Origin of the sequence: Saccharopolyspora dendranthemae, from assembly GCF_007829955.1 — a bacterium.
In the GTDB taxonomy this organism is placed as follows: Bacteria; Actinomycetota; Actinomycetes; order Mycobacteriales; family Pseudonocardiaceae; genus Saccharopolyspora; species Saccharopolyspora dendranthemae.
Map to the genome: position 1 here is coordinate 300,467 of NZ_VIWX01000007.1, position 26,261 is coordinate 326,727.

At 70.1% G+C, this 26,261-nt stretch carries 22 protein-coding genes, 1 pseudogene and 1 riboswitch; of the genes and pseudogenes, 19 read left to right on the plus strand and 4 right to left on the minus strand.

The window, feature by feature from the left end; all coding sequences use genetic code 11:
* Positions 1 to 32: 32 nt before the first annotated feature.
* From FHU35_RS28155 to FHU35_RS28175, 5 genes are all read left to right on the plus strand, one after another.
* On the plus strand, positions 33 to 695 hold the full coding sequence (locus tag FHU35_RS28155) for a hypothetical protein (RefSeq protein ID WP_145745254.1): 663 nt from the start codon (positions 33 to 35) through the stop codon (positions 693 to 695).
* Complete coding sequence (locus FHU35_RS28160) at positions 695 to 2,176, plus strand: proton-conducting transporter transmembrane domain-containing protein (RefSeq protein WP_145745256.1); 1,482 nt, start codon at positions 695 to 697, stop codon at positions 2,174 to 2,176. The genes FHU35_RS28155 and FHU35_RS28160 overlap by 1 nt, the downstream gene beginning before the upstream one ends.
* On the plus strand, positions 2,173 to 3,687 hold the full coding sequence (locus FHU35_RS28165; RefSeq protein WP_145745258.1) for a hydrogenase large subunit: 1,515 nt from the start codon (positions 2,173 to 2,175) through the stop codon (positions 3,685 to 3,687). The genes FHU35_RS28160 and FHU35_RS28165 overlap by 4 nt, the downstream gene beginning before the upstream one ends.
* A 317-nt stretch (positions 3,688 to 4,004) precedes the next feature.
* Positions 4,005 to 5,198 (plus strand): glycoside hydrolase family 64 protein, encoded by a 1,194-nt coding sequence (locus FHU35_RS28170; RefSeq protein ID WP_145745260.1) that lies wholly within the window; start codon positions 4,005 to 4,007, stop codon positions 5,196 to 5,198.
* A 141-nt stretch (positions 5,199 to 5,339) separates the two neighbouring features.
* The gene (locus FHU35_RS28175) at positions 5,340 to 6,347 is read left to right on the plus strand and encodes an SDR family NAD(P)-dependent oxidoreductase (protein WP_246110623.1); all 1,008 of its coding nucleotides are present in this window, start codon (positions 5,340 to 5,342) and stop codon (positions 6,345 to 6,347) included.
* Here FHU35_RS28175 and FHU35_RS28180 read toward each other — a convergent pair whose 3' ends face one another.
* Positions 6,348 to 6,890: a TetR/AcrR family transcriptional regulator gene (locus FHU35_RS28180; RefSeq protein WP_145745264.1), complete on the minus strand. Its 543-nt coding sequence runs from the start codon at positions 6,888 to 6,890 to the stop codon at positions 6,348 to 6,350. It abuts the gene before it with no gap.
* A gap of 84 nt (positions 6,891 to 6,974) precedes the next feature.
* On the opposite strand from FHU35_RS28180, the gene FHU35_RS28185 reads away from it, so the two are divergent.
* Together FHU35_RS28185 and lat are read left to right on the plus strand one after the other, a co-directional pair.
* Complete coding sequence (locus tag FHU35_RS28185) at positions 6,975 to 7,751, plus strand: SAM-dependent methyltransferase (RefSeq protein WP_145745266.1); 777 nt, start codon at positions 6,975 to 6,977, stop codon at positions 7,749 to 7,751.
* A 163-nt stretch (positions 7,752 to 7,914) separates the two neighbouring features.
* Entirely contained in the window at positions 7,915 to 9,267 is a 1,353-nt protein-coding gene (gene lat / locus FHU35_RS28190) for an L-lysine 6-transaminase (protein ID WP_145745268.1), read from the plus strand.
* A gap of 83 nt (positions 9,268 to 9,350) precedes the next feature.
* On the opposite strand, the gene FHU35_RS28195 is transcribed toward lat, so the two are convergent.
* Positions 9,351 to 9,965: a response regulator transcription factor gene (locus FHU35_RS28195; protein ID WP_145745270.1), complete on the minus strand. Its 615-nt coding sequence runs from the start codon at positions 9,963 to 9,965 to the stop codon at positions 9,351 to 9,353.
* Complete coding sequence (locus tag FHU35_RS28200) at positions 9,965 to 11,140, minus strand: histidine kinase (RefSeq protein ID WP_246110624.1); 1,176 nt, start codon at positions 11,138 to 11,140, stop codon at positions 9,965 to 9,967. The genes FHU35_RS28195 and FHU35_RS28200 overlap by 1 nt, the downstream gene beginning before the upstream one ends.
* 146 nt (positions 11,141 to 11,286) lie before the next feature.
* Here FHU35_RS28200 and FHU35_RS28205 point away from each other — a divergent pair, with 146 nt between their 5' ends.
* Together FHU35_RS28205 and FHU35_RS28210 are read left to right on the plus strand one after the other, a co-directional pair.
* Positions 11,287 to 12,174, plus strand: coding sequence for an ABC transporter ATP-binding protein (locus FHU35_RS28205; RefSeq protein ID WP_145745272.1), 888 nt, complete (start codon positions 11,287 to 11,289; stop codon positions 12,172 to 12,174).
* Positions 12,174 to 12,872, plus strand: coding sequence for an ABC transporter permease (locus FHU35_RS28210; RefSeq protein ID WP_246110631.1), 699 nt, complete (start codon positions 12,174 to 12,176; stop codon positions 12,870 to 12,872). Before FHU35_RS28205 ends, FHU35_RS28210 begins: the two co-directional genes overlap by 1 nt.
* Here the strand turns inward: FHU35_RS28210 and FHU35_RS28215 are convergent, their stop codons facing one another.
* Positions 12,873 to 14,327, minus strand: a complete 1,455-nt coding sequence (locus tag FHU35_RS28215; protein ID WP_145745436.1) for a dolichyl-phosphate-mannose--protein mannosyltransferase — start codon at positions 14,325 to 14,327, stop codon at positions 12,873 to 12,875. It lies immediately after the preceding gene.
* A 198-nt stretch (positions 14,328 to 14,525) separates the two neighbouring features.
* Between FHU35_RS28215 and rsmI the strand changes: the two genes are divergently transcribed.
* The 10 genes and pseudogenes from rsmI to FHU35_RS28265 all read left to right on the plus strand — a co-directional run bounded on the left by rsmI (position 14,526) and on the right by FHU35_RS28265 (position 26,245).
* Complete coding sequence (gene rsmI, locus FHU35_RS28220; protein WP_145745276.1) at positions 14,526 to 15,362, plus strand: 16S rRNA (cytidine(1402)-2'-O)-methyltransferase; 837 nt, start codon at positions 14,526 to 14,528, stop codon at positions 15,360 to 15,362.
* Between the two features lie 423 nt (positions 15,363 to 15,785).
* Positions 15,786 to 17,582, plus strand: a complete 1,797-nt coding sequence (gene metG, locus FHU35_RS28225; protein WP_145745279.1) for a methionine--tRNA ligase — start codon at positions 15,786 to 15,788, stop codon at positions 17,580 to 17,582.
* Complete coding sequence (locus FHU35_RS28230) at positions 17,582 to 18,415, plus strand: TatD family hydrolase (RefSeq protein WP_145745281.1); 834 nt, start codon at positions 17,582 to 17,584, stop codon at positions 18,413 to 18,415. Before metG ends, FHU35_RS28230 begins: the two co-directional genes overlap by 1 nt.
* Positions 18,416 to 18,709: 294 nt before the next feature.
* Positions 18,710 to 18,961 (plus strand): annotated as a pseudogene (locus FHU35_RS28235) (transglycosylase family protein); the annotation flags it as partial.
* Positions 18,962 to 19,581: 620 nt separating this feature from the next.
* The gene (locus FHU35_RS28240) at positions 19,582 to 21,072 is read left to right on the plus strand and encodes a resuscitation-promoting factor (RefSeq protein WP_145745285.1); all 1,491 of its coding nucleotides are present in this window, start codon (positions 19,582 to 19,584) and stop codon (positions 21,070 to 21,072) included.
* A gap of 101 nt (positions 21,073 to 21,173) precedes the next feature.
* Positions 21,174 to 22,043 (plus strand): 16S rRNA (adenine(1518)-N(6)/adenine(1519)-N(6))-dimethyltransferase RsmA, encoded by an 870-nt coding sequence (rsmA, locus tag FHU35_RS28245; protein WP_186459654.1) that lies wholly within the window; start codon positions 21,174 to 21,176, stop codon positions 22,041 to 22,043.
* A gap of 174 nt (positions 22,044 to 22,217) precedes the next feature.
* A riboswitch (SAM riboswitch) is annotated at positions 22,218 to 22,307 on the plus strand.
* 241 nt (positions 22,308 to 22,548) lie between these two features.
* Positions 22,549 to 23,571 carry a methionine ABC transporter ATP-binding protein gene (locus FHU35_RS28250; RefSeq protein ID WP_145745287.1) on the plus strand — a complete coding sequence of 341 codons (1,023 nt, stop codon included), beginning with the start codon at positions 22,549 to 22,551 and terminating at the stop codon, positions 23,569 to 23,571.
* On the plus strand, positions 23,568 to 24,251 hold the full coding sequence (locus tag FHU35_RS28255; protein ID WP_186459655.1) for an ABC transporter permease subunit: 684 nt from the start codon (positions 23,568 to 23,570) through the stop codon (positions 24,249 to 24,251). Before FHU35_RS28250 ends, FHU35_RS28255 begins: the two co-directional genes overlap by 4 nt.
* A gap of 102 nt (positions 24,252 to 24,353) precedes the next feature.
* On the plus strand, positions 24,354 to 25,160 hold the full coding sequence (locus FHU35_RS28260) for a MetQ/NlpA family ABC transporter substrate-binding protein (RefSeq protein ID WP_145745289.1): 807 nt from the start codon (positions 24,354 to 24,356) through the stop codon (positions 25,158 to 25,160).
* A 128-nt stretch (positions 25,161 to 25,288) separates the two neighbouring features.
* Positions 25,289 to 26,245 (plus strand): 4-(cytidine 5'-diphospho)-2-C-methyl-D-erythritol kinase, encoded by a 957-nt coding sequence (locus FHU35_RS28265; RefSeq protein ID WP_186459665.1) that lies wholly within the window; start codon positions 25,289 to 25,291, stop codon positions 26,243 to 26,245.
* Positions 26,246 to 26,261: the final 16 nt, after the last annotated feature.

Genomic DNA, 26,261 nt, shown 5'->3' on the forward strand with positions numbered 1-26,261 from the left:
ACGATCATGACGACCGAGCGAGAAGTGGCCCCATGAGCCCCGATCTCTACGTCCACCTGCTGGACCTGGCCTGCGGGGTCCTGCTGCTCACCGCCGTGCTGGTGCTGTGGCGCCGGGAACTCGCCGTCATCATCCGCGTTTTCGCGGTGCAGGGACTGGCGCTGGCGGCGCTCGTCGCGGTGCTGGCCGCGCACGAGGGCTCGATCGAGCTGGGAGCTGTCGCGGTCGGGATCCTCGTGCTGCGGGCCGGGGTGCTTCCCGCGCTGCTGCGACGCGCTCTGGCGGCGACCGGCGAGGAGCGCCGGGAGACGCGGCCGCTGGTCAACGTCGCCTCCTCGCTGCTCGCCGCCGCGGTGCTGACGCTGCTGGGCTACGCCGTGTCGCAGCCGCTGGTCGCCCTGGCTCCGTCGCCGGCGACGCAGGCCGTCGCGGTGGGCGTGACCGTCGTGCTGATCGGGTTCTTCGTGCTGGTCACCCGGCGACGAGCGCTGTCCCAGCTGGTCGGGTTCCTGCTGATGGACAACGGCATCACCGCGGTCGGGTTCCTCACCACCTCCGGGGTGGGGCTCGTCGTGGAGCTGGGGGTGTCCCTGGACGTGCTGCTGGCCGTCCTCGTCCTCCAGATCCTGACCACGCGGATGCGGGACACCTTCGGAGACACCGATCTGGACGAACTGAGGGAGCTGCGCGACTGATGACCACCCTCCTGCTCCTCGTCCCCGTCGCCGTCCCCGTTCTCGCGGCCGGGATCTACGCGCTGGTGGGGTGGCACCGCGCCAGCGCGTGGATCAGCGCCGCGAGCGCCGGAATCGTGCTGACCGCAGCGATTTCCGTCGCCTCGGCCGTCATCAGCGGCGGGCCGGTCAGCACCCTGGGCGGATCGTTGCGGGCGGATGCGCTGAGCGCGTTCATGCTCGTCGTGATCGGGGCCGTCGCTCTCCTGGCCACTGCGGCCACCCCCGACCACCTGCGCACCGAGATCGGCGCCGGGCGGGCGAGCGCGCGCACCGCGGCCCGGCACAGCCTGCTGGTCCAGCTGTTCCTCGCGGCCATGTCGCTGGCGGTGCTGGCCGCGAGCCTCGGGGTGCTGTGGGTCGCGGTCGAGGCCACCACGATCGTCACCGCGTTCCTCGTGGGACAGCGCCGAACCCGGTCGGCGGTGGAGGCGGCGTGGAAGTACGTGGTGATCTGCTCGGCGGGGATCGCGCTGGCACTGCTGGGAACGCTGCTGCTCAACTACGCCGCGCAGCACGCGGCTGCCGGGGTCGGGCTCGACTGGGTCGAGCTGACCGCTCACGCGCACTCGCTCGACCCGGACGTCACGCGGATCGCCGTGGCGCTGCTGATCGTCGGGTTCGGGACCAAGGCGGGACTCGCACCGATGCACGCCTGGCTGCCCGACGCGCACAGCCAGGCGCCGGCGCCGGTGTCGGCGTTGATGTCGGGCGTTCTGCTGTCGGTGGCGCTCTACGCGATCCTGCGGGTGAAGGTGATCGCCGACGCCGCCCTGGGTGTCGGCTTCGCCCGGACGCTGCTGGTGGTGATCGCCCTGGCGTCGCTGGCGCTGTCGGCGTCGCTGTTGCTGGCCCAGCGCGATTACAAGCGCATGCTGGCGTACTCCAGCATCGAGCACATGGGCCTGATGGGCTTGGGCGCGGCGATCGGCGGGCGGCTCGCGATCGCCGCCGTCCTGCTGCACGTCCTCGGCCACGGGCTGGCCAAGAGCGTCCTGTTCCTCGGTGCCGGACGGATGCTGCAGATCACCGGGACCAGCCGCATCGACCGGGTCCGCGGCCTGGCCGCCCGGCAGCCGGTGCTGGCCGGGTGCTTCGGGTTCGGCGTCCTCGCGCTCATCGGGTTGCCGCCGTTCAGCCTGTTCGCCAGCGAACTCGGCATCGCACGAGCCGGTTTCGCAGCAGGACTCGGCTGGGCGACGGCCGCTGCTCTCGTCCTGGTCCTCGTGGTCGCCGCCGCTCTGGTCGCCCACACCAGCCGCATGGTGCTCGGTGCCGCGCCCGACGGGCCCGGCGCGGCGAGCGCCCCGGCCCGAGCGCACCCGGCCGCCGGTGCAGCGCTGGTCGTCGGACTCCTCGCCTGCGCCGTCATCGGCCTCACCGCCGGTCCGCTGCACCCCTTGCTGTCCTCGGCCGCCGACCTCCTCGCGGGAACACCATGAACACATCAGAAGGCAGGACGGTCGGCTACCGCCGCATCGCGCGCACGATCCGTCCCGACGCGATCCCGGGCCAGGTGGCCGAGCTGCTGGAAGCGGGGTTCCGGACCGCCCTGATCGCCGGGCACGACGACGGGGACGCGCTGCGCGCCGTCTACCTCTTCACGCAGGCGGGCACCGATCGGCGCGTCGAGCTGCACGTGCCGCTGGACCGCGACCACCCGCACCTGCCCAGCGTGGCGGGGTTGTCGTTCCCCGCAGGCCGGTTCGAACGGGAGATGCGCGACCTGTTCGGCATCGTGCCCGACGACCACCCGCTGCCGCACCGCCTCGTCCGGCACTTCCACTGGCCCCGGGGCTGGTACCCGATGCTGCTCGACGCGGGGGGCCCGCCGGAGTTCGGCGACGTCGACGGGCCCTACTCGTTCCGCGCCGTCGAAGGGCCCGGGGTTTACGAGATCCCCGTGGGCCCCGTGCACGCGGGCATGATCGAACCCGGCCACTTCCGCTTCTCGGTCGTCGGCGAGACGATCCTCAACCTCAAGGCCCGCCTCTGGTTCGTCCACAAGGGACTGGAGAAGCTGTTCCAGGGGCGCCGTCCCGAGGACGCCCTCGACATCGCCGAGCGCATCAGCGGCGACACGTCGGCAGGGCACGCGCTCGCGTTCTGCCAGGCCGTCGAGGACGCGCGGTCGATGCGCGTCCGGCCCGAGACCCGGCAGCTCCGCGCGGTTCTGCTGGAGCTCGAACGCCTCTACAACCACGTCACCGACCTCGGCGCGCTCTGCAACGACGTCGGGCACGGCATCCTCAACGCCCACGCGGGCCGGATCCGCGAACAACTGCTGCGCATCAACGACCACGTCGCCGGGCACCGGCTCCTGCGCGGGTGCGTCCACGTCGGCGGCACGTCCCTCCGGAACCTGCCCGATCCCGGCGAGCTGGCGGACATCGGCGAGGACGTCGCCGAGCTGGCCGACCTCGCGCTCGGGCACAGCGTGGTCCGGGACCGCTTCTCCGGCACCGCGGTCCTGACCTCCGAGCAGGCCGCCGACCTCGGCGCGCTGGGCTACGTCGCCCGGGCCAGCGGCCTCGACGTGGACGCCCGCCACGACCACCCGGTCCTCGACGAGCCGGGGGAACGCGCCTCCCGCGGCGAGACGGGGGGCGACGTCCTGGCCCGCTTCGTCGTGCGGGTGGAGGAGATCGCCCACTCCATCCGGCTGATCGCGCAGCTGGTCGAGGCGCTGGGCGGCCGGACGGGTTCCGGGGAGCCCGCCGAGTCCGGCTCGCGCGCAACGGGTTCCGGAGCGGGCATCGTGGAGGGCTGGCGCGGCACGATCGTGCACCGGGTCGAGCTCGGTGCCGACGGCACGCTCAGCCGGGTCAGGATCGTCGATCCCAGCTTCTTCAACTGGCCCGCGCTGCCCGTCGCGCTGACCGACACGATCGTTCCGGACTTCCCGCTGACCAACAAGAGCTTCAACCTGTCCTACGCGGGCAACGACCTCTAGAGCGGGAGCTGAAGGGAAAGTCCGAGCCCGTATCCCTGTACGCGGTGAACGGATAGCGGTAGGTTTTGGTTCACTTGCGAAAATCACGGATTTCGGATTGCCCATTCGAGTGCGTTCACAATTATCTGTCGGAATGTCGCCCTCGTCTTGCGCACGGATAGCGAATGTGCGTTTGCGTTGAATAATGTTCAGGTGTGATGATTTCGCTCCTTTTGGGGGTATGGAAAGACGAGTCCAGAAAGGCAGACTTCGGGATCGATCACGAGAGAGGATCGGCTGCCCAGCGCGGCTGTCCCGTTGTCTCTGGAGGTATCCACATGGTTTCTCGTCGGCGGTTTCTCGGATATTCCGCTGCGGCCCTGTCGGCACCGTTCTGGGCCCAGGCGATCAGCGCTCCGTTCGCCTCGGCGGCGCCGGAAAGCATGAAGTTCGTGCTGCAGAACAACTCCGGTGGACCGGCGAACGCGTACATCGCCGGTTTCTCGGACGCCGAGAAGAAGGCCGTTTTCATCAAGGCGGACGGCACCCCGTACTTCCCCGAGGCCGGCGGTCCCGAGCCCGCGCCGATCGGTGACGACGTCGCGATCCCGGTCGACGGCACCGTCGAGGTCACCGTGCCCCGCATGTACGGCGCCCGCGTGTACTACTCGCTCAACGACACCCTGGAGTTCCAGGTCGTCCAGGGCGCCGATGGCACGACCTCGGTCGTGCACCCGAACTTCGTCTCCAGCGAAGACCCGAACTTCGGCAAGGACTGGACCTTCGCGGAGTTCACCCTCAACGCCGAGCAGATCTACGCCAACATCAGCTACGTCGACTTCGTCGCCGCGCCGATCGGTCTGCACCTGACCACGACCGGCAGCGGTGAGCAGGAAGTGCCCGGCATGCCCACCGGCGGCATGGACAAGGTCGCCGAGAGCCTCAAGGGCATGGGCGGCAACTGGGCCACGCTGGTCCAGGAAGCCGACGGCAAGGTCGTGCGGGTGCTCAACCCGAACCACCGCGCCGGCGACTTCGAGGGCTACCTGGAGCCCTACGTCGACGAGGTCTACGCCAAGTACGCGGGCGAGTCGCTGTTCGTCGACACGCAGCGCGAGGACCTCGGCATCATCGAGGGCAAGGTCGAGGGCGAGGAGCTGGTGTTCGGCGGCGAGCGCTTCGCCAAGCCGTCCTCGGTGGACATCTGGGGCTGCAACAGCGGTCCGTTCGCCAACAACCCGGAGAGCGACTCGCAGGAGCGCCTGGCGATCGTGCCGCGGCTGGCGGCGGCGTTCAACCGCACCACGCTGCTGATCAACCCCAACCAGCCGCACGAGGAAGACCCGGCGACGTTCTACCAGAACGAGATCACCAACCACTACGCGCGCGTCGTGCACGAGAACCTGCCCGACGGCAAGGGTTACGCGTTCGCGTACGACGACGTGAGCTCCAACGCCGGTGAGGACCACAGCGGCAAGGTCAACGCGGGCGACCCCGAGGTGTTCACGCTGACCCTCAACGCCCTGCGCTGACGAGCAGGACGCAGGCGGGGTGGTGAGTCGCTCCCCGCTGCGCAGGAGTGCGGCGGTGGCCGATCCACGACGTGGGTCGGCCACCGCTCTCTGCGCGTAGGGTTCAAGTCAACGGTGTTGACTTGAACCTCGGAGGTGGGCGTGAGCGGAGTGCTGAGCGGCAAGAGCTCGATCGGGGAGTGGTTGGAACACCCCGAGGGGCGCCCGCTGATCGAGGAACTGCTGGCGGCGTCCGGCCGCGAGCCCGCGGACCTGGCACCGGTGAGCGGTCTGCCGCTGGAGCAGCTGGTCGAGCTCAGCCAGGGCGCGTTCAGCCGGGAGGCCGTCGACGACCTGGTGCTGCGGGCCAACGGCGGGGTCATGCCCGAGGTCGACGCGGCCGCGTCCGGCTGGCAGGAGCGGATCGTGCCCGGCCGGTTCGACGGCACGACCGTCATCGTCACGGGTGCGGCCTCCGGCATCGGCCGCGCGACCGCGTCACGGATCGCCCGGGAAGGCGGTCGCGTCGTCGCCGCCGACGTCAACGCCGCAGCGCTCGACGAACTCGGCGCGGAGCTGCCCGGCGCGGTCACCGTCGCCGGTGACATCGCGCAGGCCGCTGACGTGGACCGGATCATCGCCGCGGCGGGAGAACGCGTCGACGGGCTCGCCAACGTCGCCGGGGTGATGGACGACTTCAGCCCGCTGCACGAGCTCGACGACGCCGTTTGGGAGCGCGCCTTCCGGGTCAACGTCGACGGGCTGATGCGGCTGACCCGCGCCGTGCTGCCGTCGATGCTGGCGGCGCGCAGCGGGTCCATCGTCAACGTCGCTTCCGAGGCGTCCCTGCGCGGCAACGCCGCCGGCGTCGCCTACACCGCGTCCAAGCACGCCGTCGTCGGCATCACCCGCAACACCGCCTTCATGTACGGGCCGTCGGGGATCCGGGTCAACGCGGTCGCCCCCGGCGGGGTGCTCACCAACATCTCCTCGTCGGTCGAGGGGATGTCGGAGTTCGGGCGCGAGCGCACCGGCGGGTTCATCGGGCTGATGCCCCCGGTGGCCACCGCCGCCCAGCTCGCCGCCTCGATCACGTTCCTGCTCAGCGACGACGGGGTGAACCTCAACGGCGCGATCCTGCCCTCCGACGGCGGGTGGTCGGTGCAGTGATCACGGCGTGAGCAACCGCTGCAGCAGCGCTCCGTAGCGCTCGACCAAGCCGCTCCGGTCGGCGGCCAGCTGCTGGTCGCCGACCACCCACAGCGCGTAGAGCAGTCCGCCGACGAGCGCGGCGGCCGAGCGGGCGCGGGCTTCGGCGTCCGGTCCCCGCATCCGCACCCGCAGCGGCTGGACGAACGACGTCTCGTGCGTCTCGCGCAGCCGTGCGGCGATCTGCGGGTGGCCGCTGCCCTGCACCATCGCCAGGTAGATCGCGCGGCTGCGGGTATCGGAATCGAGCAGCACCTCCACGAATCGAGCGCCGAGCCGTTCCAGCGGCACGTTCAGCAGAGGTTCGTCGTCGATGCTCAGGTGCATGGTGTCCAGGAACAGCAGTTCCTTGCTGCCGAAGTGCCGGATCACCAGCGCCGGATCGGTCGAGGCCAGCGAGCCGATGTCGCGGACCGAGGTGTCGGCGTAGCCGCGTTCGGTGAACAGTCGCGTCGCGGCGTCGCGAATCGCCTCGCGCGTCTCGGATCCCGACCTCCTGGCCATGCGCCAGAGGATATCGGCAGGGGGTCTCGTGAGGCCTGGTCCCGCGTAGGATCTGCGGAACTCTAGCGGAGGGAGCGGGGAGCGGTGGAGATCGACAGCAGCACGCCGCAGTCGGCGCGGATCTGGAACTACTGGCTCGGCGGCAAGGACCACTACGCGGCCGATCGGGAGGCGGGCGACGCCGTGATCGCCCAGATCCCGGACATCCCCGAGGGAGCGCGGGCCGAGCGCGCGTTCCTGGTGCGGGCGGTGCGCCACGTGGTGGGGGACGGCGTGCGCCAGTTCCTCGACGTCGGGACCGGGCTGCCGACCGCCAACAACACCCACGAGGTCGCCCAGCGCCTCGCGCCTGAGAGCCGGATCGTCTACGTCGACAACGACCCGATCGTCCTGGCGCACGCCCGCGCGTTGCTGACGAGCACGAGCGAGGGCAGGACCGACTACCTCGACGCCGATCTGCGGCAGCCGCAGGAGATCCTCGCCGCCGCCAAGCGCACGCTGGACTTCGGCCGGCCGATCGGGCTGATGCTGCTCGGCGTGGTCAACCACCTGATGGACGACGGCGAGGCGTACTCGGTCGTGCGGGAGCTGGTCGACGCGCTGCCCGCGGGCAGCTTCCTGGTGCTCACCCACTCCACGGCCGAAGTGCACGGGGAGCGGATGCTGCGCGCGATGCGGGAGACCACCGAACGCGGCGGCACGCCGATCCGGGCGCGCACGGCGGCTGAGATCGAAGGCCTGTTCGCCGGCACCGAGCTGCTGGAGCCGGGGGTGACCAGCTGCTCGCAGTGGCGCCCGGACACCACGGATGAGACGCCGGCGCCGGTGTACCTCTTCGGAGGCGTCGGCCGCGTCGGCTGATCTCGCGGAATCTTCTGCTCAAGGGGCGAAGTGCGCCGGGAGCAGGAGAATATCTTTCGTCGATGCGGACGATCAGCTGAAGTATCTTGCTCATAACGCGGTCTTCTGTGTAATTCTTGTTGTGTGCGTGAGACCCGCGCACACGCAGCCGGGAGGCCGAATCATGACCGCTCAGCACGAGACCGCTTCGACCGCAGTCCCCGCCCAGCGGGCCGGGACCGACCCCGTAGCCGCGTTGAAAGCGCAGGTCACCGGCGATCTGATGGACATCGTCGTGGACCTCGACGCGGGCAGCGGCTGCCGGCTCCGCGACGTGCGCGACGGCACCGAGTACCTGGACCTGACGATGTTCTTCAGCTCCGCACCGCTCGGGCACGGACACCCCGGCCTGCGCACGCCGGAGTTCGAAGCCGAGCTGGTGCGCGTCGGGCGGGTCAAGCCCTCCAACCCCGACTTCGCCACCGAGGAGCAGGCCCGGTTCGCCGAGACCTTCCAGCGGGTCGTCGGGATCGCCGAACTCCCGCTGCTGTTCTTCATCGACGGCGGGACGCTCGCCGTGGAGAACGCGCTCAAGGTCGCCTTCGACTGGAAGACCAAGGTCAACGCCCGGCGCGGGGTCGCCGTGCGCGGCAGCCGCGTGATGCACTTGGAGAAGGCCTTCCACGGGCGCAGCGGGTACACGTTGTCGCTGACCAACACCGACCCGTCGAAGATCCGCGACTACCCGATGTTCGACTGGCCGCGCATCCCCAGCCCCGCCATCGAACCCGGTGAGCGCTGGGATTCCGACGCGCTGCTGCCCGAAGAGGTCCACGCGCTCAGCGCCGCCGAGGCCGCGCTTCGCCGCTACGGAGCCGAGATCGCCTGCTTCGTCTACGAACCCGTCCAGGGCGAGGGCGGAGACCGGCACCTCCGGCCGCAGTTCCTGCAGGCCGTGCAGCGGATGTGCGTCGAGCACGACGTGCTCACCGTCGCCGACGAGGTGCAGACCGGCGCGCTGACCGGTCAGGCGTGGGCGCACCAGGCGCTGGGGCTGGAACCCGACCTGGTCGCCTTCGGCAAGCGACTGCAGGTCTGCGGCGTCATGGGCGGCCGCCGGGTTCTCGACGTCGCCGACAACGCCTTCCGCGAACCCAGCAGGATCAGCTCCACCTGGGGCGGTTCGCTCACCGACATGGTCCGCGCGACCCGGATCCTGGAGGTCATCGAGGCCGAGGGCCTCTTCCCGCACAGCCGGGCCATGGGCGAGCTCCTGCTGGCCGAGCTGCGCGACCTCGCGGCGGAGTTCCCGGCCTTGATCCACTCGCCGCGCGGCCGGGGCCTGATGTGCGCCATCAGCTTCCACGACCCCGCGCACCGGGCCCGCGCCCTGGAGATCGCGCGGGACCAGCACCGGACGCTGTTCCTGCCGTCCGGTCCGGATTCCCTCCGCGCCCGGCCGCCGCTCTCGGCTCGCCCGGAGGAGATCCTCGACGCGGTCTCGGCCCTCCGGAAGACCCTCTCCTCGCTCGGCTGAACGGGGAACCTCGACGTCCACCTCCGGGGGTCGGTGTGGGGGGAAGTTTTCATGAAAACTTCCCCCCACACCGAAGCACCCAGCTAGATCCAGCCCTCCTGCCAGGCCCGCCGGGCGGCTTCGTGGCGGGTGGTGACGTCGAGCTTGGTCATGGCGGCCGACAGGTAGTTGCGCACCGTGCCCTGGGCGAGGTGGACCTCGGCGGCGATGCTGGCGATGGTGCCGCCCTTGAGGGTGTGCCGGAGCAGCTCCAGCTCGCGATCGGTCAGCGGGCAGGCGTCACCGGTCAGGGCGGCCGCCGCGATCTCCGGGTCGATGTAGCGGCCGCCGGAGTGGACGTCGCGGAGGATGGCCGCGAGCTTCGTCGCCGGAGTCGTCTTCGGCACGAAACCGCGGATCCCCGCCTCCAGCGCGCGTTTCAGCACTCCTGGTCGTGCGTGCCGGGTGACCAGCACGATCGGGAGTTCCCCGGCGAGCCGCCGAGCGGCCTCGACCCCGTCGAGCTCGGGCATCTCCAGGTCGAAGACGGCGATGTCGGGCGCGAGCCGGCGAACCGCGTCGAGCCCTTCGGCGCCGTTGCTGCACTGGGCCACCACGTCCAGGTCCGGTTCCAGCCCCAGCAGCGCGGCCAGCGCGCCCCTGATCAGGTCCTCGTCGTCGGCCAGCACGATCCGGATCACGTCGTTGCCCGCGGCCATCAGCGGTTCCCGGGTTCTTCGGCGGTGCCGGTGAGTTCGAAGTGCTCGCCCTCGTGGCGGGCCTCGACGTGCCCGCTCACAGTGGCGAAGCGGCGCTTGAGCCCTTCGATGCCCGAACCTCCTTCTCCACCAGGCGGATTCGCCGCGTCGTTGCGCAGGACGACGCGGGTGCTCGGCCCCTCCACCGCGATCTCCAGCGTGCAGTGCCGAGCTCGGGAGTGCCGCAGGACGTTCGTCGTTCCCTCCCGCACCAGCGCCCCGAAGAGCGGTTGCAGCGGGGGCGGGACCAGCGCCGCGTCGCCGCGCACCTCGGTCTGCACGCCCGCAGCCTCCAGGATCTCCCGCGCGTTGGCGAGTTCGCCGGTCAGGGTGCTGTGCCGGTAACCCTGGACGACCGCGCGGGTGTCGCGCAGCGCGGTGCGGGCCAGCTCGGCGACCTCCGCGGCCTGCGCGCGAGCCGCCTCGTCGTCGTTGCCGACCAGCCGCTCGGCGAGCTCCGCCTTCAGCGCGATCGCCTGCAGGTGATGTCCCTGCACGTCGTGCAGATCCGCGGCGAAGCGCAGCCTTTCGCGGGCGATGGCCAGCTCGCCGCTGACCGATCGGGCCCGGTCCAGCGCCAGCACCATGTCCCAGAACCACACCACGCCCACGGTCAGCGCCGAGACCAGCGACACGATGAGGACGGCGTAGAAGGCGAAGAACATCCCGATCATCGGGTGCGGGCCGCCGAGCGCGCCGCCCGCCCACGCCACCGCGGCGATGATCACCGTCGCGACGATCTGGATCGGCCAGCGCATCCGGGGTGCCGCCAGCGCCACGTGCACGCTCACCAGTCCGCTGACCGGAAGCACCCAGAGGATCCCGAACGGGTTCGTCGACATCGCGTAGCCCGCGGCGGCCAGCCCGGAGGCGAGCACCAGCCCGCGAGCGACCGGGTAGCGGGGGCCGTGACCGAAACCGCGCATCAGCAGCGTCGACAGCTGCGTTCCGTCCACCGCGACCACCAGCGCGACCAGGGCGAGCACCACGATCTCGACGGCGCTGTAGGTCACGGTGGCGAGGTTGATGGCCGGGAACAGCGCGTAGATCGGCATCATCGGCACGATCGACCACCACGTGTAGCGGCGCAGCCGCGCGAGCCGTCGGGGGTCGAACTCGGTCGGGTCCTCGTTCACGCTCCCAGCATCGTGCATCCGGCCGCCGCGGCGGCACTGGATCGCCGAGCTCATGACATCCGTCATCGGATCCGCTGACACCGCACCCGCGCAGCGCTGACGGAACGCTCTACCGGCGGAACCTCCTCGCGACCAGGCTCGACGGCATGACACCAGTGATCGAAGCCCGCGGCCTGCGCTGCCGCTACGGCGAGTTCGAGGCGGTGCGCGGCATCGACTTCGAGGTCCGGCAGGGCGAGCTGTTCGCGCTGCTGGGAACCAACGGAGCGGGGAAGACGACCGTGCTGGAGACCGTGGAAGGACACCGCGCTGCCGCGGAGGGGCAGGTCCGCGTCTTCGGCGCCGACCCGCTGCGCGATCGGAGCATCCGCCGTCGGACCGGAATCATGTTGCAGGACGGCGGTTTCGCGGGCGACCTGACCGTCGCCGAGACGGCACGGCTCGGCGGTGACCTGCGCAGCACACCCTCCGATGTGGACGGAACGATCGAAGCGCTCGGGCTCGTCGCCCGTCGCAACGTCCGGGTCAAGCACCTCTCCGGCGGCGAACGGCGCCGTCTCGACCTCGCCCTGGCGCTGCTGGGCGAGCCGGAACTGCTGTTCCTCGACGAACCGACGGTCGGCATGGACCCCGAATCCCGCCGGACCACCTGGGATCTCGTCCGCGGCCTGCTCGCCAAGGGCACCACGGTCCTGCTGACCACCCACTACCTCGAAGAGGCCGAACGCCTCGCGCACCGCTTGGCGATCATGCACGAAGGTCGCATCGAGGTCGCCGGACGACTCGTCGACGTCCTCGCCGAGCACCACGCGCGCATCACCTTCTCGGCTCCGCAGGACGTCGCACTGCCGCCGCTGGTCGGCACCGCGACGTGGGCGGGCAACCGCGTCGATGTCCGCACTCCGGAACTGCAGCGAGACCTGCACACCCTGCTGAACTGGGCCGACGGGCGCCTGGACCTGACCGGTCTGCGTGCCCATCCGGCCTCCCTCGAAGAGATCTTCCAGTCCGTCCGACAGGAGGCCAAGGCGTGATGATGGTCCTGGCGCTCGCCCGAACCGAGCTGAAACTGCTGCTGCGCAACAAGACCGTGGCGACCAGCGCGTTCCTGATGCCGATCATGGTCGGCGTGTTCGTCTCCCTCAACCCGTCCTCCGACGCCGGTCCGGGGGTGTGGTCGGTGGTGATCTCGGCGCAGCTGCTGATGGTCCTCGGTCTCACCGTCTACTTCGCGGTCACGGCCGCGCTGGCCGCGCGCCGCGAGGACCGCTACCTCAAGCGGCTGCGCAGCGGCGAGGCGTCCGACGCCGTGATCCTCGTCGGCCTGCTCACCCCGGGCGTCGTGCTCGCCCTGCTGCAATCGGCGCTGATGCTGGGCATCTCGGCGATCATGGGCGCGCCGATGCCGGTGAACCCGCTGCCGATCGTGCTCGGACTGGTCCTGTGCACCGCGCTCTGCGTCGCGGCGGGGATCGCGACCAGCGGACGCACCTCCTCCTCGGAGCAGGCCCAGTTCACCACGCTGCCGCTGTTCCTCGTCCTGCTCGGCAGCTCGGTGCTCGGTGCCGCGAGCCCGCTCGCGCTGCTGCTGCCCGGCGTCGGACTGGCGAGCCTGGTCCACATCGCGATGACCGGCAGCGGCCCGCTGCTCCCGGCGATCGGTTCGCTGCTGGCCTGGACCCTGCTGCTCGTGCTGCTGGCGAAGACCTGGTTCCGGTGGGAGCCGCGCTGATCAGCGCCAGGACGGCAGCCACAGCTCGGCCTGCCAGTGCTCGTAGGAGATCGAATCGCCGTTGAGCACCGGCCACAGCCACACGAAGTTGGCGACGACGAGCCCGATGTAGAGCGACACCGCGAGCAGCCCGGTCTTGCGCCGCTCGTAGTGGTCCTGGGCGGTGCCCAGCACGTGGCCGAGCACCAGCACGATGCCCAGCACGAGGAACGGCACCAGCGGCGTGGCGTAGAAGTAGTACATCTGCCGCGACAGGTTGGTGAACCACGGCAGGTAACCGGCGCCGTAGCCGACCAGGACCGCGGCGTAGCGCCAGTCCAGCCGGAACACCGCGCGCCACACCGACCACGCCGCGACCGGCAGCGCCAGCCACCACATCGCCGGGGTGCCGATCAGCATCGTGGCCTGCACGCAGCTGTTGCGCCCGCAGCCCGGCATCCCGGACTCGTAGTAGTAGAGCATCGGGCGCACGCCCATCGGCCACGCCCACGGCTTCGACTCCCACGGGTGCGGGGTGTCCGGCGTGGTCAGGTGGGTGTGGAAGTCCAGCACGTTGAGCTGGTAGTACAGCAGCGACCGCAGGACGTCCGGCAGTCCGCTCATGCCCACCTGGTCGTTGAGCAGGACCGCGTGCCGGTCGGTCGCGGTCTCGCTGGCGAACCACCCAGACCAGGTCGCGAAGTACACCAGCAGCGGGATGCCCACCAGCGCCCACAGCGCCGGGGCGGTGTCGCGCACCAGCGCTGCCCGCCACGGCCTGCGCACCCCGGCCGCCCGCCGGGCCAGCGCGTCCCAGATCACGCTGAGCAGGCCGAACGCCATGATGTAGTAGATGCCGTTCCACTTGACCCCGCAGGCCAGGCCGAGCATCAGACCCGCGCCGAACCGCCACCAGCGGAAACCCAGCCGCGGTCCCCAGGTCGACGGGTCCAGCCTGCCGTCGGAGCAGACCTGCCACAGCCGCTCGCGCACCTGATCGCGGTCCACCAGCAGGCAGGAGAACGCGGCGAGGATGAACAGCGCCTGGAAGATGTCGAGCATCCCGACCCTGGCCTGCACGTGGCTGAGCCCGTCGCAGATCAGCAGGACACCGGCCAGCGCGCCGAGCAGCGTCGAGCGGGTCATCCGGCGGGCGATCCGCACGATCAGCAGCACCATCAGGGTGCCGAACAGCGCGGCCACGATCCGCCATCCCCACGGCGTGTAGCCCAACAGCCACTCGCCGATCGCGATCAGCTGCTTGCCGACCGGCGGGTGCGCCACCAGCTCGTAACCGGGGTTGTCCTCGTACCCGCCGTTGCGCAGCATCTGCCACGCCTGCGGGACGTAGTGCTTCTCGTCGAAGACCGGAGTGCCCTCGTCGGTGGCCCGGCCCAGGTCCCAGAGGCGGACCAGACCGGCGATCAGGGTGATCACCAGCGTCACCACCCAACCGCGCCTGCGGTCGGTGGGCATCGAGGTGTCCAGCAACGGCAGCGGGTCGGACTCCCCGGGGCGGCGAGCTGACGGTGCGCGGCCGACCTGGACGAGCTCGTCGGCACCGCCGAACCTGCGGACTGGGGCGCTCACACCGTCGATCGTAAGGGGCGGGCGTGCCTTCCCCGGCCGCACCGTCGGTGTTCGTCCTGCCGACCCGGCCTACGCTGTGTCGTCATGGACTCCGGCACCCTGCTGCTCGCCGCCACCCCGCTCGGTGACGCCCGCGACGCGTCCTCGCGGCTCGTCGAGACCCTCGGCTCGGCCGAGGTGGTGGCCGCCGAGGACACCCGGCGGGTGCGCAACCTCGCCAGCGCGCTGGGCGTTCACCCGGCGGGCAAGGTCGTCAGCTACTACGAGGCCGTGGAGTCGGCGCGCGCTCCGATGCTGCTCGACGCGCTGCGCGAGGGGAAGTCCGTGCTGCTGGTGACCGACGCGGGCATGCCGAGCGTGTCCGACCCCGGCTACCGGCTGGTGTCGGCGTGCGTGGCGGAGGGGCTGCCGGTGACGTGCCTGCCGGGGCCGTCGGCGGTGACCACCGCGCTCGCGGTGTCCGGCCTGCCCTCCGACCGGTTCTGCTTCGAGGGCTTCCCGCCGCGCAAGAGCGGCGACCGGCGGAAGTTCTTCGGCAGGCTGGTCGCCGAGGAGCGCACCAGCGTGTTCTTCGAGGCCCCGCACCGGCTCGCCGACGCCCTCGCCGACGCGGTCTCGGTGCTCGGGGAGCAGCGGCCGGCGGCGGTCTGCCGCGAGCTCACCAAGACCTACGAGGAGATCAAGCGCGGCAGCCTCGGTGAGCTCGCCGAATGGGCTGCGGACGGCGTGCGCGGCGAGATCACGGTGGTGCTCGGCGGCGCCGAGCAGGCGGCCCCCACCGATCCCGCGGAGCTGGTGGATCGCGTGGAACAGCGCGCCGCCGAGGGCATCCGCCTCAAGGACGCGGTCGCCGAGGTCGCCGAACTCGCGGGAGTCCGCAAGAAGGAGCTCTACGACGCCGTCCTCACCGCGCGCAAGTAGGGCCCATCGCTCGCCCGGTCCCAGTTTTAGGGGTCATTGCAGAATCACTTTGCTTGGCGGTGCGGGTGGCGGAACCTCACACGCCGTCTGGACTCCGTGCGCCACTCCTTTTGTATGCCAATACACGGCGTCGCGGCGTACTCGCCAGACAGCGTGTGAGAAATCCCCACAGGGGACGGCACGGCGGTGCCGGCTGAGTCCCACACCTGAAGCAACGACACCTGCCGCACCCGGTCCCAGTTTTAGTCCTAACTGAGCCGACATTTCGGACATGATCATGGCTCGGTTTGGACTAAAACTGGGACCAGCCCAGGTTCCGCTCCCCGCAGCGCCATGCGAAGCGGCTGCGGGAACAAACCCCTGGAACTGCGCCGTGCCCCCGCACCGAAAAGGGAGATGCGCGGCCGACTACCCTTGAACGCCATGAGCGCCTCTGTGTTGACCGCTGTGGCCTGGCCGTATGCCAACGGCCCCCGGCACATCGGTCATGTTTCCGGCTTCGGTGTGCCTTCGGACGTCTTCTCCCGGTACCAGCGAATGGCCGGCAACCAGGTGCTCATGGTCTCCGGCACGGACGAGCACGGGACCCCGATCTCCGTCCAGGCGGAGAACGAGGGCCTGAGCACCCGCGCGCTGGCCGACAAGTACAACCGGGTGATCACCGAGGACCTGCAGGGTCTCGGCCTGTCCTACGACCTGTTCACCCGCACCACCACCGGCAACCACTACAAGGTGGTGCAGGACCTCTTCCTCGCGCTGCATCGCAACGGCTACGTGCTGCCGAAGACCACGACCGGCGCGATCAGCCCGTCGACCGGCCGCACGCTGCCCGACCGCTACATCGAGGGCACCTGCCCGATCTGCGGTTACGACGGCGCGCGCGGCGACCAGTGCGACAACTGCGGCAACCAGCTCGACCCGGCCGAGCTGCGCAACCCGGTCTCCCGGATCAACGGCGAGAAGCCGGAGTTCGTCGAGACCGAGCACCTCTTCCTGGACCTGCCCTCGTTCACCGAGTCGCTGGGCACGTGGCTGTCCACCCGGGACGGCTGGCGGCCCAACGTGCTCAAGTTCGCGCAGAACCTCGTCGACGACATGCGTCCCCGCGCGATCAGCCGCGACCTCGACTGGGGCGTGCCGATCCCGCTGGACGGCTGGCGCGACCAGCCCATGAAGCGCTTCTACGTGTGGTTCGACGCCGTCATCGGCTACCTGTCGGCCAGCGTCGAGTGGGCCCGCCGCACCGGCGACCCGGACGCCTGGAAGCAGTGGTGGACCGACCCGGCGGCCCAGGGCTACTACTTCATGGGCAAGGACAACATCACCTTCCACGCCCAGATCTGGCCGACGCTGCTGATGGGCCACAACGGCCACGGCGACAAGGGCGGCGAGGTCGGCCCGTTCGGCGAGCTGAACCTGCCCGACGAGGTCGTCTCCAGCGAGTTCCTGACCATGAGCGGGTCCAAGTTCTCCACCTCGCGCGGCACCGTGATCTACGTGCGCGACTTCCTGCGCGAGTTCGGCCCGGACACCCTGCGCTACTTCATCTCGGTGGCCGGTCCTGAGAACCAGGACACCGACTTCACCTGGGACGAGTTCGTCCGCCGCACGAACTTCGAGCTGGCCAACGAGTGGGGAAACCTGGTCAACCGGTCCATCTCGATGGCGGCGAAGAACAACGGAGCGGTCCCCGCACCGACGGCTCCGGCTCCCGCGGACGAGGAGCTCAAGGCGCAGGCCCGCGCGGCCTTCGACACCGTCGGCGCGCACCTGCGCAGCTCGCGGTTCAAGCTCGCGTCGCAGGAGGCGATGCGGGTGGTCTCGGCGGCCAACAAGTACCTGTCCGACCAGGAGCCGTGGAAGCTCAAGGAGGACCCGGACCGCCGTGACGCGGTGCTGCACACCGCGCTGCAGGTCGTCTCCGACGCCAACACGCTGCTCACGCCGTTCCTCCCGCACTCCGCGCAGAAGGTGCACGAGCTGATGGGCGGTTCCGGGGTCTGGGCGGCGCAGCCGGAGATCCGCGAGGTCGACGACCTCGACGAGCCGTCGCTGTCCTACCCGGTGCTGATGGGCGAGTACGCCGCCGAGCAGGCCAAGTGGGAGTCCACCGACATCGAGGTGGGCCGCCCGCTGGACAAGCCGAAGCCGTTGTTCGCCAAGCTCGACGCCGAACTCGGCGAGACCGGCCCGGAGTGGGCCCCGATCCAGCCGTCCTGATGGGCAAGAAGGACACGAGGCAGGAGCTGCCGCCGGTGCCCGAGGCGCTGGCGGCAGGCGCTGTCGACTCCCACACCCACCTGGACGCGTGCGGCGCCAAGACGGCCGAGGACGTCCGCGCGATCGTCGACCGCGCGCAGAGCGCCGGTGTCGGGCGGGTGGTCACCGTCGCCGACGACCTCGACTCCGCTCGCTGGGCGGTCGAGGCCGCGACCTGGGACGAGCGGGTGTTCGCCGCGGTCGCGCTGCACCCGACCCGCACCAAGGACTTCAGCGCCGGCGATCGCGCCGCGCTGGAGGAGCTGTCCGCGCACCCGCGCGTGGTGGCGGTCGGCGAGACGGGGCTGGACTACTACTGGGACTACTCGCCGCCGGAGCCGCAGCAGGAGGCGTTCCGCTGGCACATCGGTCTCGCGAAGCGGACCGGCAAGCCGCTGATGATCCACGACCGCGAGGCCCACGACGACATCCTGCGCATCCTGGACGAGGAGGGCGCCCCGGAGAAGGTGGTCTTCCACTGCTTCTCCGGAGACGCCGCGTTCGCCGAGTCCTGCGTTGCCAAGGGATACGTCCTCTCGTTCGCCGGCACGGCGACGTTCCGCAACGCGAAAAGCCTTCGTGAGGCGGCGGAATCGGTCCCTCTGGAGCAGATGCTCGTGGAGACCGACGCGCCGTTCCTGACCCCGCACCCGTTCCGCGGACGGCCCAACCAGCCGTACTGCGTCAATTACACCCTTCGTGACCTGGCCGAACTCCGTGGCATGACGCCGGATGAGCTCGCAGTGGCCACCACTGCCACGGCCGAGCGAGTCTTCGGCCTCGATCAGGGGTAGTCACAGCCCTGTAGTTCCTCACGCTGCGCTTTCTGGTAGGCGGGATCCGCCCGCGTCCGCTTGCGGTCCGCACGCCGACTCCTACCGTCCACTGTGGAAGCCGGTACGGGGACACCCCGAACTCCGCAGGAACTTCCCGCGGAGGTCCTCCCAAGCCGGAACCCTCGGTTGTGAGGATGTGCAGTGACGTTGCATAGATTCACGAAGTGGACCGTTGCGGCGGCTGTCGCCATCAGCGGTAGCGCCCTGGTCGCGGTGACCCCGAACGCCGCGGCGACCCCGAACGACGATCGAGCGGCGGTGTGGGATTCGCTCGCGAGGTGCGAATCCGGCGGCAACTGGTCCGCCAACACCGGAAACGGTTATTACGGCGGCTTGCAGTTCAGCCGCAGCACCTGGGCGGCGAACGGTGGCGAGCAGTTCAACCGCTACCCGCATCGCGCGTCGCGGGACCAGCAGATCGCGGTCGCGGAGAACCTGCGCGACGCCCGCGGCGGTTACGGCGCCTGGCCGGCGTGCTCGCGGAAGCTGGGTCTGCCGCGATGACGTGAAATCGCCGCAATAACGCGAATGATCGTCGCGAGGGAACTGGTTTCCCTCGTGCGTGGGGAGGGGAGGTCCGGCCCGAGCGCCCGAGAGCGCTCGGGCCGGACCCTTGCGCGGGGCTGTTTCCGCTGGCCCGAGCGTCCGTTGATCATGCGTTTCAGGCCCTGAGCGCCCGTGTTATATGTCACGGAAGCGGTAGGGGTAACGGCTAACGAATCCTGTCGGTGCCCCCCGAATGGACTAATTTTTGCCGATCTTGACTACAGATCGTGTTGAGTTGCGTGGCAATTAAGCGTAACCGGGGTCACATGTCCGAATCGGGTCCTTGGCGGCCCCGCATGATCACGGTAGAGTCTCGGCCCCGTAACCGATGACAACCAGTCATGGGGAACGCCCGTTAGTCTCGCCGGTGTACGTCGGGGAAGTCTGCGGTGAGCGCATGGAGCTCGCTGCGACTAGGCGGCAATTGGCTTGCGGGAGTCGGATACACATACGAAGCACGAAGGTTGTGCGCACGCGAGGAACGAGAGGGGTTGCGCGAGGAACATGAACTCGCCCAACGCATCTCACGTTCGTCAAATCGCGGTCGCGACTTTGCGCCTTCGGGAGGTAACGACCCTGTGAACGGACGTGGCGAGCCCAGCCATGCACGTTTCGCGACCACGCGGAACGATGGCTACTGGGCCGATTCCTTCGACGCGGCAACTGACTGGTTCACCCCGGTCCAGCCGACGGAGCAGCACACCGCGGTAGGCCTGCTCGACCGTCCGGACCCCCAGTGGTCCGACGAGCACCCGAGCTTCCCGGCCACCGGTTTCGAGATCACCCCGCAGGACGTCTACGACGTCCTCGGCCCCGACGCCGAGGACATGCTCGCGACAGCCGAGATCGACGTCGACGAGGTCATCCGGCTGATCAACGCCGAGACGACCGTCCTGCCCCCGATGGACTTCCTCGAGGCGATGCCCGAGGGCCAGGCGGGCGCTCTTCCGCAGCAGCAGACCGAGGCGATCACCGCGTGGAAGCGCCGCTTCCTCAAGGGCGCGGTCGCCGGCGTGCTGCTGACCCTGACCGGCAGCGGCGGCGCCGCCGCCGCGATGGACAAGTCGGTCACCGTCGAGGTCGACGGCCAAGAGCGCTCCGTCAACACCTACGACAACACGGTCGGCGAGGTCCTGGAGGACCAGGGCATCCGCGTCGGCCCGCACGACGCGCTGAGCCCGTCCCCGCAGGCCGAGGTCGGCCACGGCGAGACCATCACCCTCGACCGCGGGCGGATGATCAAGCTCAACGTCGACGGCGAGGTCCGCGAGGAGTGGGTCCGCTCGGTCACCGTCGAGCAGGCGCTGCGCCAGCTCGGCGTCAACGCCGACGGAGCCGTCCTCAACGCCGACCGCAACATGGCCGTGCCCGAGCAGGGCATGGAGCTGTCGGTCCGCACTCAGAAGGACATCACCCTCTTCGACGGCAGCGGTGCGCCGAAGCAGCTGACCACCACCGCCGCCAACATCGACGAGCTCGTCAAGGAGCAGAAGCTCCAGCTCGGCCCGGACGACAAGGTCACCCCCGGCGCCGACGCCAAGCTGGTCACCGGCGCCGAGGTGCGCATCGACCGGCTGCAGAGCTCGGTGATCAGCGTGACCGTGCCGGTTCAGCCGCCGGTCCGCGAGATCGTCGACAACTCGATGTTCAAGGGCGAGGAGCGGGTCGAGTCGCCTGGCGAGGCCGGCGAGAAGATCCAGTTCACCCGGGTCACCACGCGCAACGGCGAGGAGTCCGAGCGCGATGTGATCGACGAGAAGGTCACCAAGGCCCCGGTCGAGAAGATCGTCCGCGTCGGCGGCAAGCCCGCGCCGAACAGCGCCGTCTGGGACAAGCTCGTCCAGTGCGAGGCCACCGGCAACTGGGCGATGAACAGCGGCAACGGCTACTACGGCGGGCTGCAGTTCGACAAGTCCACCTGGGACGCCTACGGCGGCGACCAGTACGCGCCGTACCCGCACCAGGCCAGCCGCGAGCAGCAGATCTCGGTCGCCGAGAAGGTTCGTGCGGCCAGGGGCGGCAGCTACGGCGCCTGGCCCTCTTGCTCCGGCAAGCTCGGCCTCGACTGAGTTCCACGCGTCATCGAGGAGGCATCCGTCGTCGCGACGGGTGCCTCCTTTTTCGTCACCCGCGCTGACCTCGTGAAATCGGCACGGGTAGGTTCTTCTGCGTGAATGAGCAGGGGGCGGCGTTGTTGGGTCCGGCCGACGTGCGTCGACTGGCCGACGAGCTGGGGATCAAACCGACCAAGAAGCTCGGCCAGAACTTCGTGCACGACCCGAACACCGTGCGCCGCATCGTGTCCGCGGCCGAGGTCGGCGCGGACGACGTCGTGCTGGAGGTCGGCCCGGGCCTGGGCTCGCTCACGCTCGCGCTGCTGCCGGTGGCCGGTGCCGTCACCGCGGTGGAGATCGACCCGGTGCTGGCCGAGCGGCTGCCGCGCACTGCCCGGGAGTTCGCGCCCCAGCTGGCCGACCGGCTCGCCGTGCTTCCCGCGGACGCCCTGCGGGTCCGGGCCTCCGACTTCGCGCAGCCCCCGACCGCGCTGGTCGCCAACCTGCCCTACAACGTCGCGGTCCCCGTCGTGCTGCACCTGCTGGCCGAGCTGCCGAGCCTGCGCAAGGGGCTCGTCATGGTCCAGTCCGAGGTCGCCGATCGGATGGCCGCCGAGCCCGGGAGCCGCGTCTACGGGGTGCCGAGCGCGAAGGCGGCTTGGTTCGCCGACGTCCGGCGCGCGGGTCCGGTGCCGCGCAAGGTGTTCTGGCCGGTGCCCAACGTGGATTCGGGCCTGGTCGCCTTCGAGCGCGTCGATCCGCCGTCCAGCGCTGCGCGCCAGGACGTGTTCCGCGTGGTCGACGCCGCCTTCGCGCAGCGGCGCAAGACGTTGCGCGGCGCGCTGTCGGGCTGGGCCGGTTCCGCGGCCCGGGCGGAGGAGCTGCTGCGCGCGGCGGGCGTCGATCCCGCGACGCGCGGGGAGCAGTTGCGGATCGCCGATTTCGCCCGGATCGCGGAGATCGCGTCATCCGGGACGACCAGCTGAACCACTCGTCCGGTGGCTTGCGCACACGCACCGCGACGTCACTGAGAGTCATCAAAACACCACCGCGGGCGGAATAATTCCCGCTCCACTCGGTATGTGATGTGGCAAACGATTTCGGTCAGTGACGGCTATCAGCTTGCATCGGAACCTGTCGATGGGTTCTACTATTCGGGAAATCCATCCCGAGCGGCTGAGAGACCTGGCTTGTTGACGCCGCAGCAACCACCCATCGCGGGCAGGTGCTAACGCCAGGACCGATGGAGTAGCTGTGGATTCCACCGTGCGGTTAACGAACCTGCCTGCCACCGGCGAGGCCCGGTCCGAGGTACGCCACATCAGGGAACTGCTCACGCAGAGGCGGGTCATCGACCACGGCTTGCGCACTACCTGCGCATGTCGTCGCGAGATGTGACCTGGCCCTTCCCCCTCTTCCTTTCTCTTAGAAGTTCCCCATGGCTGCTGCCCTGCGTGGGCGCGGCCGTTGCGAGCTGATGTGGAGCAGATCGTGATCTCAGTTGAGAACCTGACCAAGTCGTTCCAGCAGAACGGCAGTTCCGTCCGCGCCCTCGACGGTGTGTCGATGGAGGTCAACGCGGGCTCGGTGTGCGGCGTGGTCGGACCGAGCGGAGCGGGGAAGTCGACTCTGGCCAGGTGCATCGCGCTGCTGGAGAAGCCCGACGCCGGTGCCATCCGGGTCGACGGCACCGACCTCGTGTCGCTGGACGGCAAGGCATTGCGCGCCGCCCGCAGGCAGATCGGCGTTGTCCCGCAGGGTGATTCGCTGCTGCGCCAGCGCACCGCGGCGGGCAACGTCGCGCTGCCGCTGGAGGCGGCGGGGATCGGTGGTCCGCAGCGGCGCAGCCGCGTCGGCGAACTGCTCGACCTGGTCGGCCTGACCGACAAGGCCGCCGCCTTCCCGGACCAGCTCTCCGGTGGTCAGCGCCAGCGCATCGCGGTCGCCCGCGCGCTGGCCGCGAAGCCCTCGGTGCTGCTGGCCGACGAGCCGACCTCCGCGCTGGACCCGGCCACCACCGATTCGGTGCTGACCGTGCTCGACCGCGCGCGGGCCGAGCTCGGCGTCACCGTCCTGGTGGTCACCCACGACATGGCTGTGGTGCGCAAGATCGCCGACGACGTCGCGGTGCTGGAGGACGGCCAGGTCGTCGAGCACGGCAAGGTCCTGGACCTCGTCGCCGAGCCCGGCAGCAAGATCAGCGGCACCTTGCTGCCCGAGACCGACCAGGCCGAGTCGCTGCGCCCGACCTCGGGTCGCCACGACGTCGTCGCCGAGGTCGTGCTCGTCGGTTTCGCCGCCGTGGGAGCCCTGCTCCCGGAGGCCTCCAACCGGTTCGCCGTCGACTTGGCGATCCTGGGAGGCGGCCTGACCCGCCTCGGCGACACCCCGGTCGCCAAGTTCAAGATCGGCTTGACCGGTGAGCGCTCCGAGGCGGCGCTGAAGTGGATGGTCGAGCGGGACGCGCACGTTCGTCGCGCCCCGGTGAGCGTTGACGGAGTTGCTGCTGCGTGACTGATGTGACCCCCTGGTCGGAGGTCGGCGAACTACTGGGCGAGGCAACGCTCGAAACGCTCTACATGGTGCTGGTGGCGACCGTGCTGGCCGTGCTCGGCGGGTTGCCGCTGGGCGTGCTGCTGCACCTGACCTCACCGGTCGGGCTCAACCCCAAGCCGGTGCTGAACAAGGTGCTCGGCGTGGTCGTGGACGTGGTGCGCTCGGTGCCCTTCGTGGTGCTGCTGGTCGTGCTCGCGTCCTTCACCAGATTGCTGATCGGCACCTCGATCGGCAGCAGCGCGGTGATCGTGCCGCTGACCATCGGTGCGATCCCGTTCTTCGCGCGGCTGACGCAGAACGCGTTGCGCGAGGTCGGGTTCACCGTCGTCGAGGCCGCGATCACGACCGGTTCCAGCAGGCTGCGGATCGTGTGGACGGTGCTGCTCGGGGAGGCCCGGGCGGCGCTGGTCGGAGCCGTCGGCGTCACCGCGGTGGCGCTGATCGGCTACGCCGCGATGGCCGGTGCCATCGGCGGCGGCGGGCTCGGCACGACCGCGATCCAGGACGGCTACCAGGGCTACGACGACCGGGTCCTCTACGGCTCCGTCGTGGTCCTGGGCCTGCTGGCCTTCGCGATGCAGCTGATCACCGATCGCACCGCCAAGCTCGTCGACCGCCGGCGCACCGCCGTCGGCTGAGACCTCCCGAGCACGAACGAATTCCCCTCGCGCGCTCGTCCCACGAGGACGGTGCGCTACCCCTGCCTGCCTGAAAACAGGCTCGTTGAAAGGACGCACGACATGCGTTTGCGCTTCGCCGCACTGCTCGCTTCGGCCGGGGTTCTGCTGGCCGCCTGCGGTGGCGGATCCGCCGCGGAGGACCCCAACGCGCCGCTGAAGATCGGGGTCAGCCCGACCCCGCACGGCGAGATCCTGCAGTTCGTCGACGACAACCTGGCCGAGCAGGCCGGGATCGACATCGAGATCGAGAAGTTCGACGACTACAACCGGCCCAACGAGGCCGTCGCCAACGGCGAGCTGGACGCCAACTACTTCCAGCACGTGCCCTACCTGGAGGAGTACCGCGAGGAGCGCGGCGGCGAGTTCGCCTGGGTCGAGCCGGTGCACCTGGAACCGCTGGCCGTCTATTCCAAGCAGGCCAAGTCGCTGGCGGAGCTCCCGCCGGGCGCGACGGTCACGCTGTCCAACGACCCGGCCAACCAGTTCCGCGGCCTCAAGCTGCTGGAGCAGGGCGGTCTGATCAAGCTCAAGCCGGAGGCGGCGGTGGGCACCAGGGTGGACGCCGCCATCGCGGAGAATCCGAAGAACATCCAGCTCAAGGACCTGTCCCCGGACCAGCTGCCGCGTTCGATCGACGACGCCGCCGCCGCGGTGGTCAACGGCAACTACGCGATCAAGGCGAAGCTGTCGAACCCGATCGTGGTGGAGAGCTCGCAGGGCAACCCCTATGCCAACGGCCTGGTGACCAGCCCGGCGTTGGCCAAGGACCCGCGCGTGATCAAGCTCGCCGAGCTGCTGCGCAGCCAGCAGGTCAAGGACTTCATCAACCGGGAGTGGGGCGGCGTCGCGGTGGTCCCCGCTTCCTGATCCTCCGGCCCTGGCGAGAACCGCGGTGATCGAGCTCGATCACCGCGGTTCTCGCTTCGCGGACCGGCTGTGCGCAGGGAAGTGGGCGCTGAGGTTCTCCGGCCACGTAGGCTCTTGGTGTGCTCTCCGTGGTTCCTACACCGATCACCGTCCGAGTTCCGGCGAAGGTCAACCTCCACCTCTCGGTCGGTGACGCGCGTCCGGACGGCTACCACGAGCTGGTCACCGTCTTCCAAGCCTTGTCGCTGACCGACGACGTGACGGTGATGGCGGCCGACGAACCGGGCCTCGAGGTCAAGGGGGAGGGCGCGGACGAGGTTCCCACCGGCCCGGACAACCTCGTGTGGAAGGCCGTTCGGCTGCTGGCTGAGCACTGCGGGCGCGACCCGGAGAACCCCGGCCTGCACATCTCGATCAACAAGGGTATCCCCGTCGCGGGCGGCATGGCCGGTGGCAGCGCGGATGCCGCCGCCGCGCTGCAGGCGGTCAACCAGCTCTGGCGGCTGGAACTCGGCCGCGACGAGCTCAGCGAGATCGCCGGCAAGATCGGCAGCGACGTGCCGTTCTCGCTGCAGGGCGGGACCGCGCTGGGCACCGGGCGCGGTGAGCGGCTCGTTCCCGTGCTGGCCAGGCACACCTTCCACTGGGTCATCGCGCTGGATCGCGAAGGTCTGAGCACCCCCGCCGCCTACGGCGAGCTGGACCGGCTCCGCGCGGAGAACGGCAACGGCCGGATCGGCGAGGTGGAACCCCTGCTGGAGGCCCTGGCCTCCGGCGACCCCCGGCAGCTCGCGCTGCTGCTGGGCAACGACCTGCAGGCGGCGGCGGTCTCGCTGCGACCCGGACTGCGCCGCACGCTGCGCGCGGGAGTCCAGGCGGGAGCCCTGGCCGGCATCGTCTCGGGCTCCGGCCCGACCTGCGCGTTCCTCTGCACCGACGCCGATGAGGCCGTCCGGGTCGCCGCCGAGCTCTCCGGCGCCGGGGTGTGCCGGACGGTCCGCGTCGCCCACGGCCCGGTGCCGGGCGCCAAGGTCGTCTCCGAGGAGCCGGCCAACCGCCCCACCCCGCCCCAAGTCCACGCGTGACGCACCCGCAGTGATG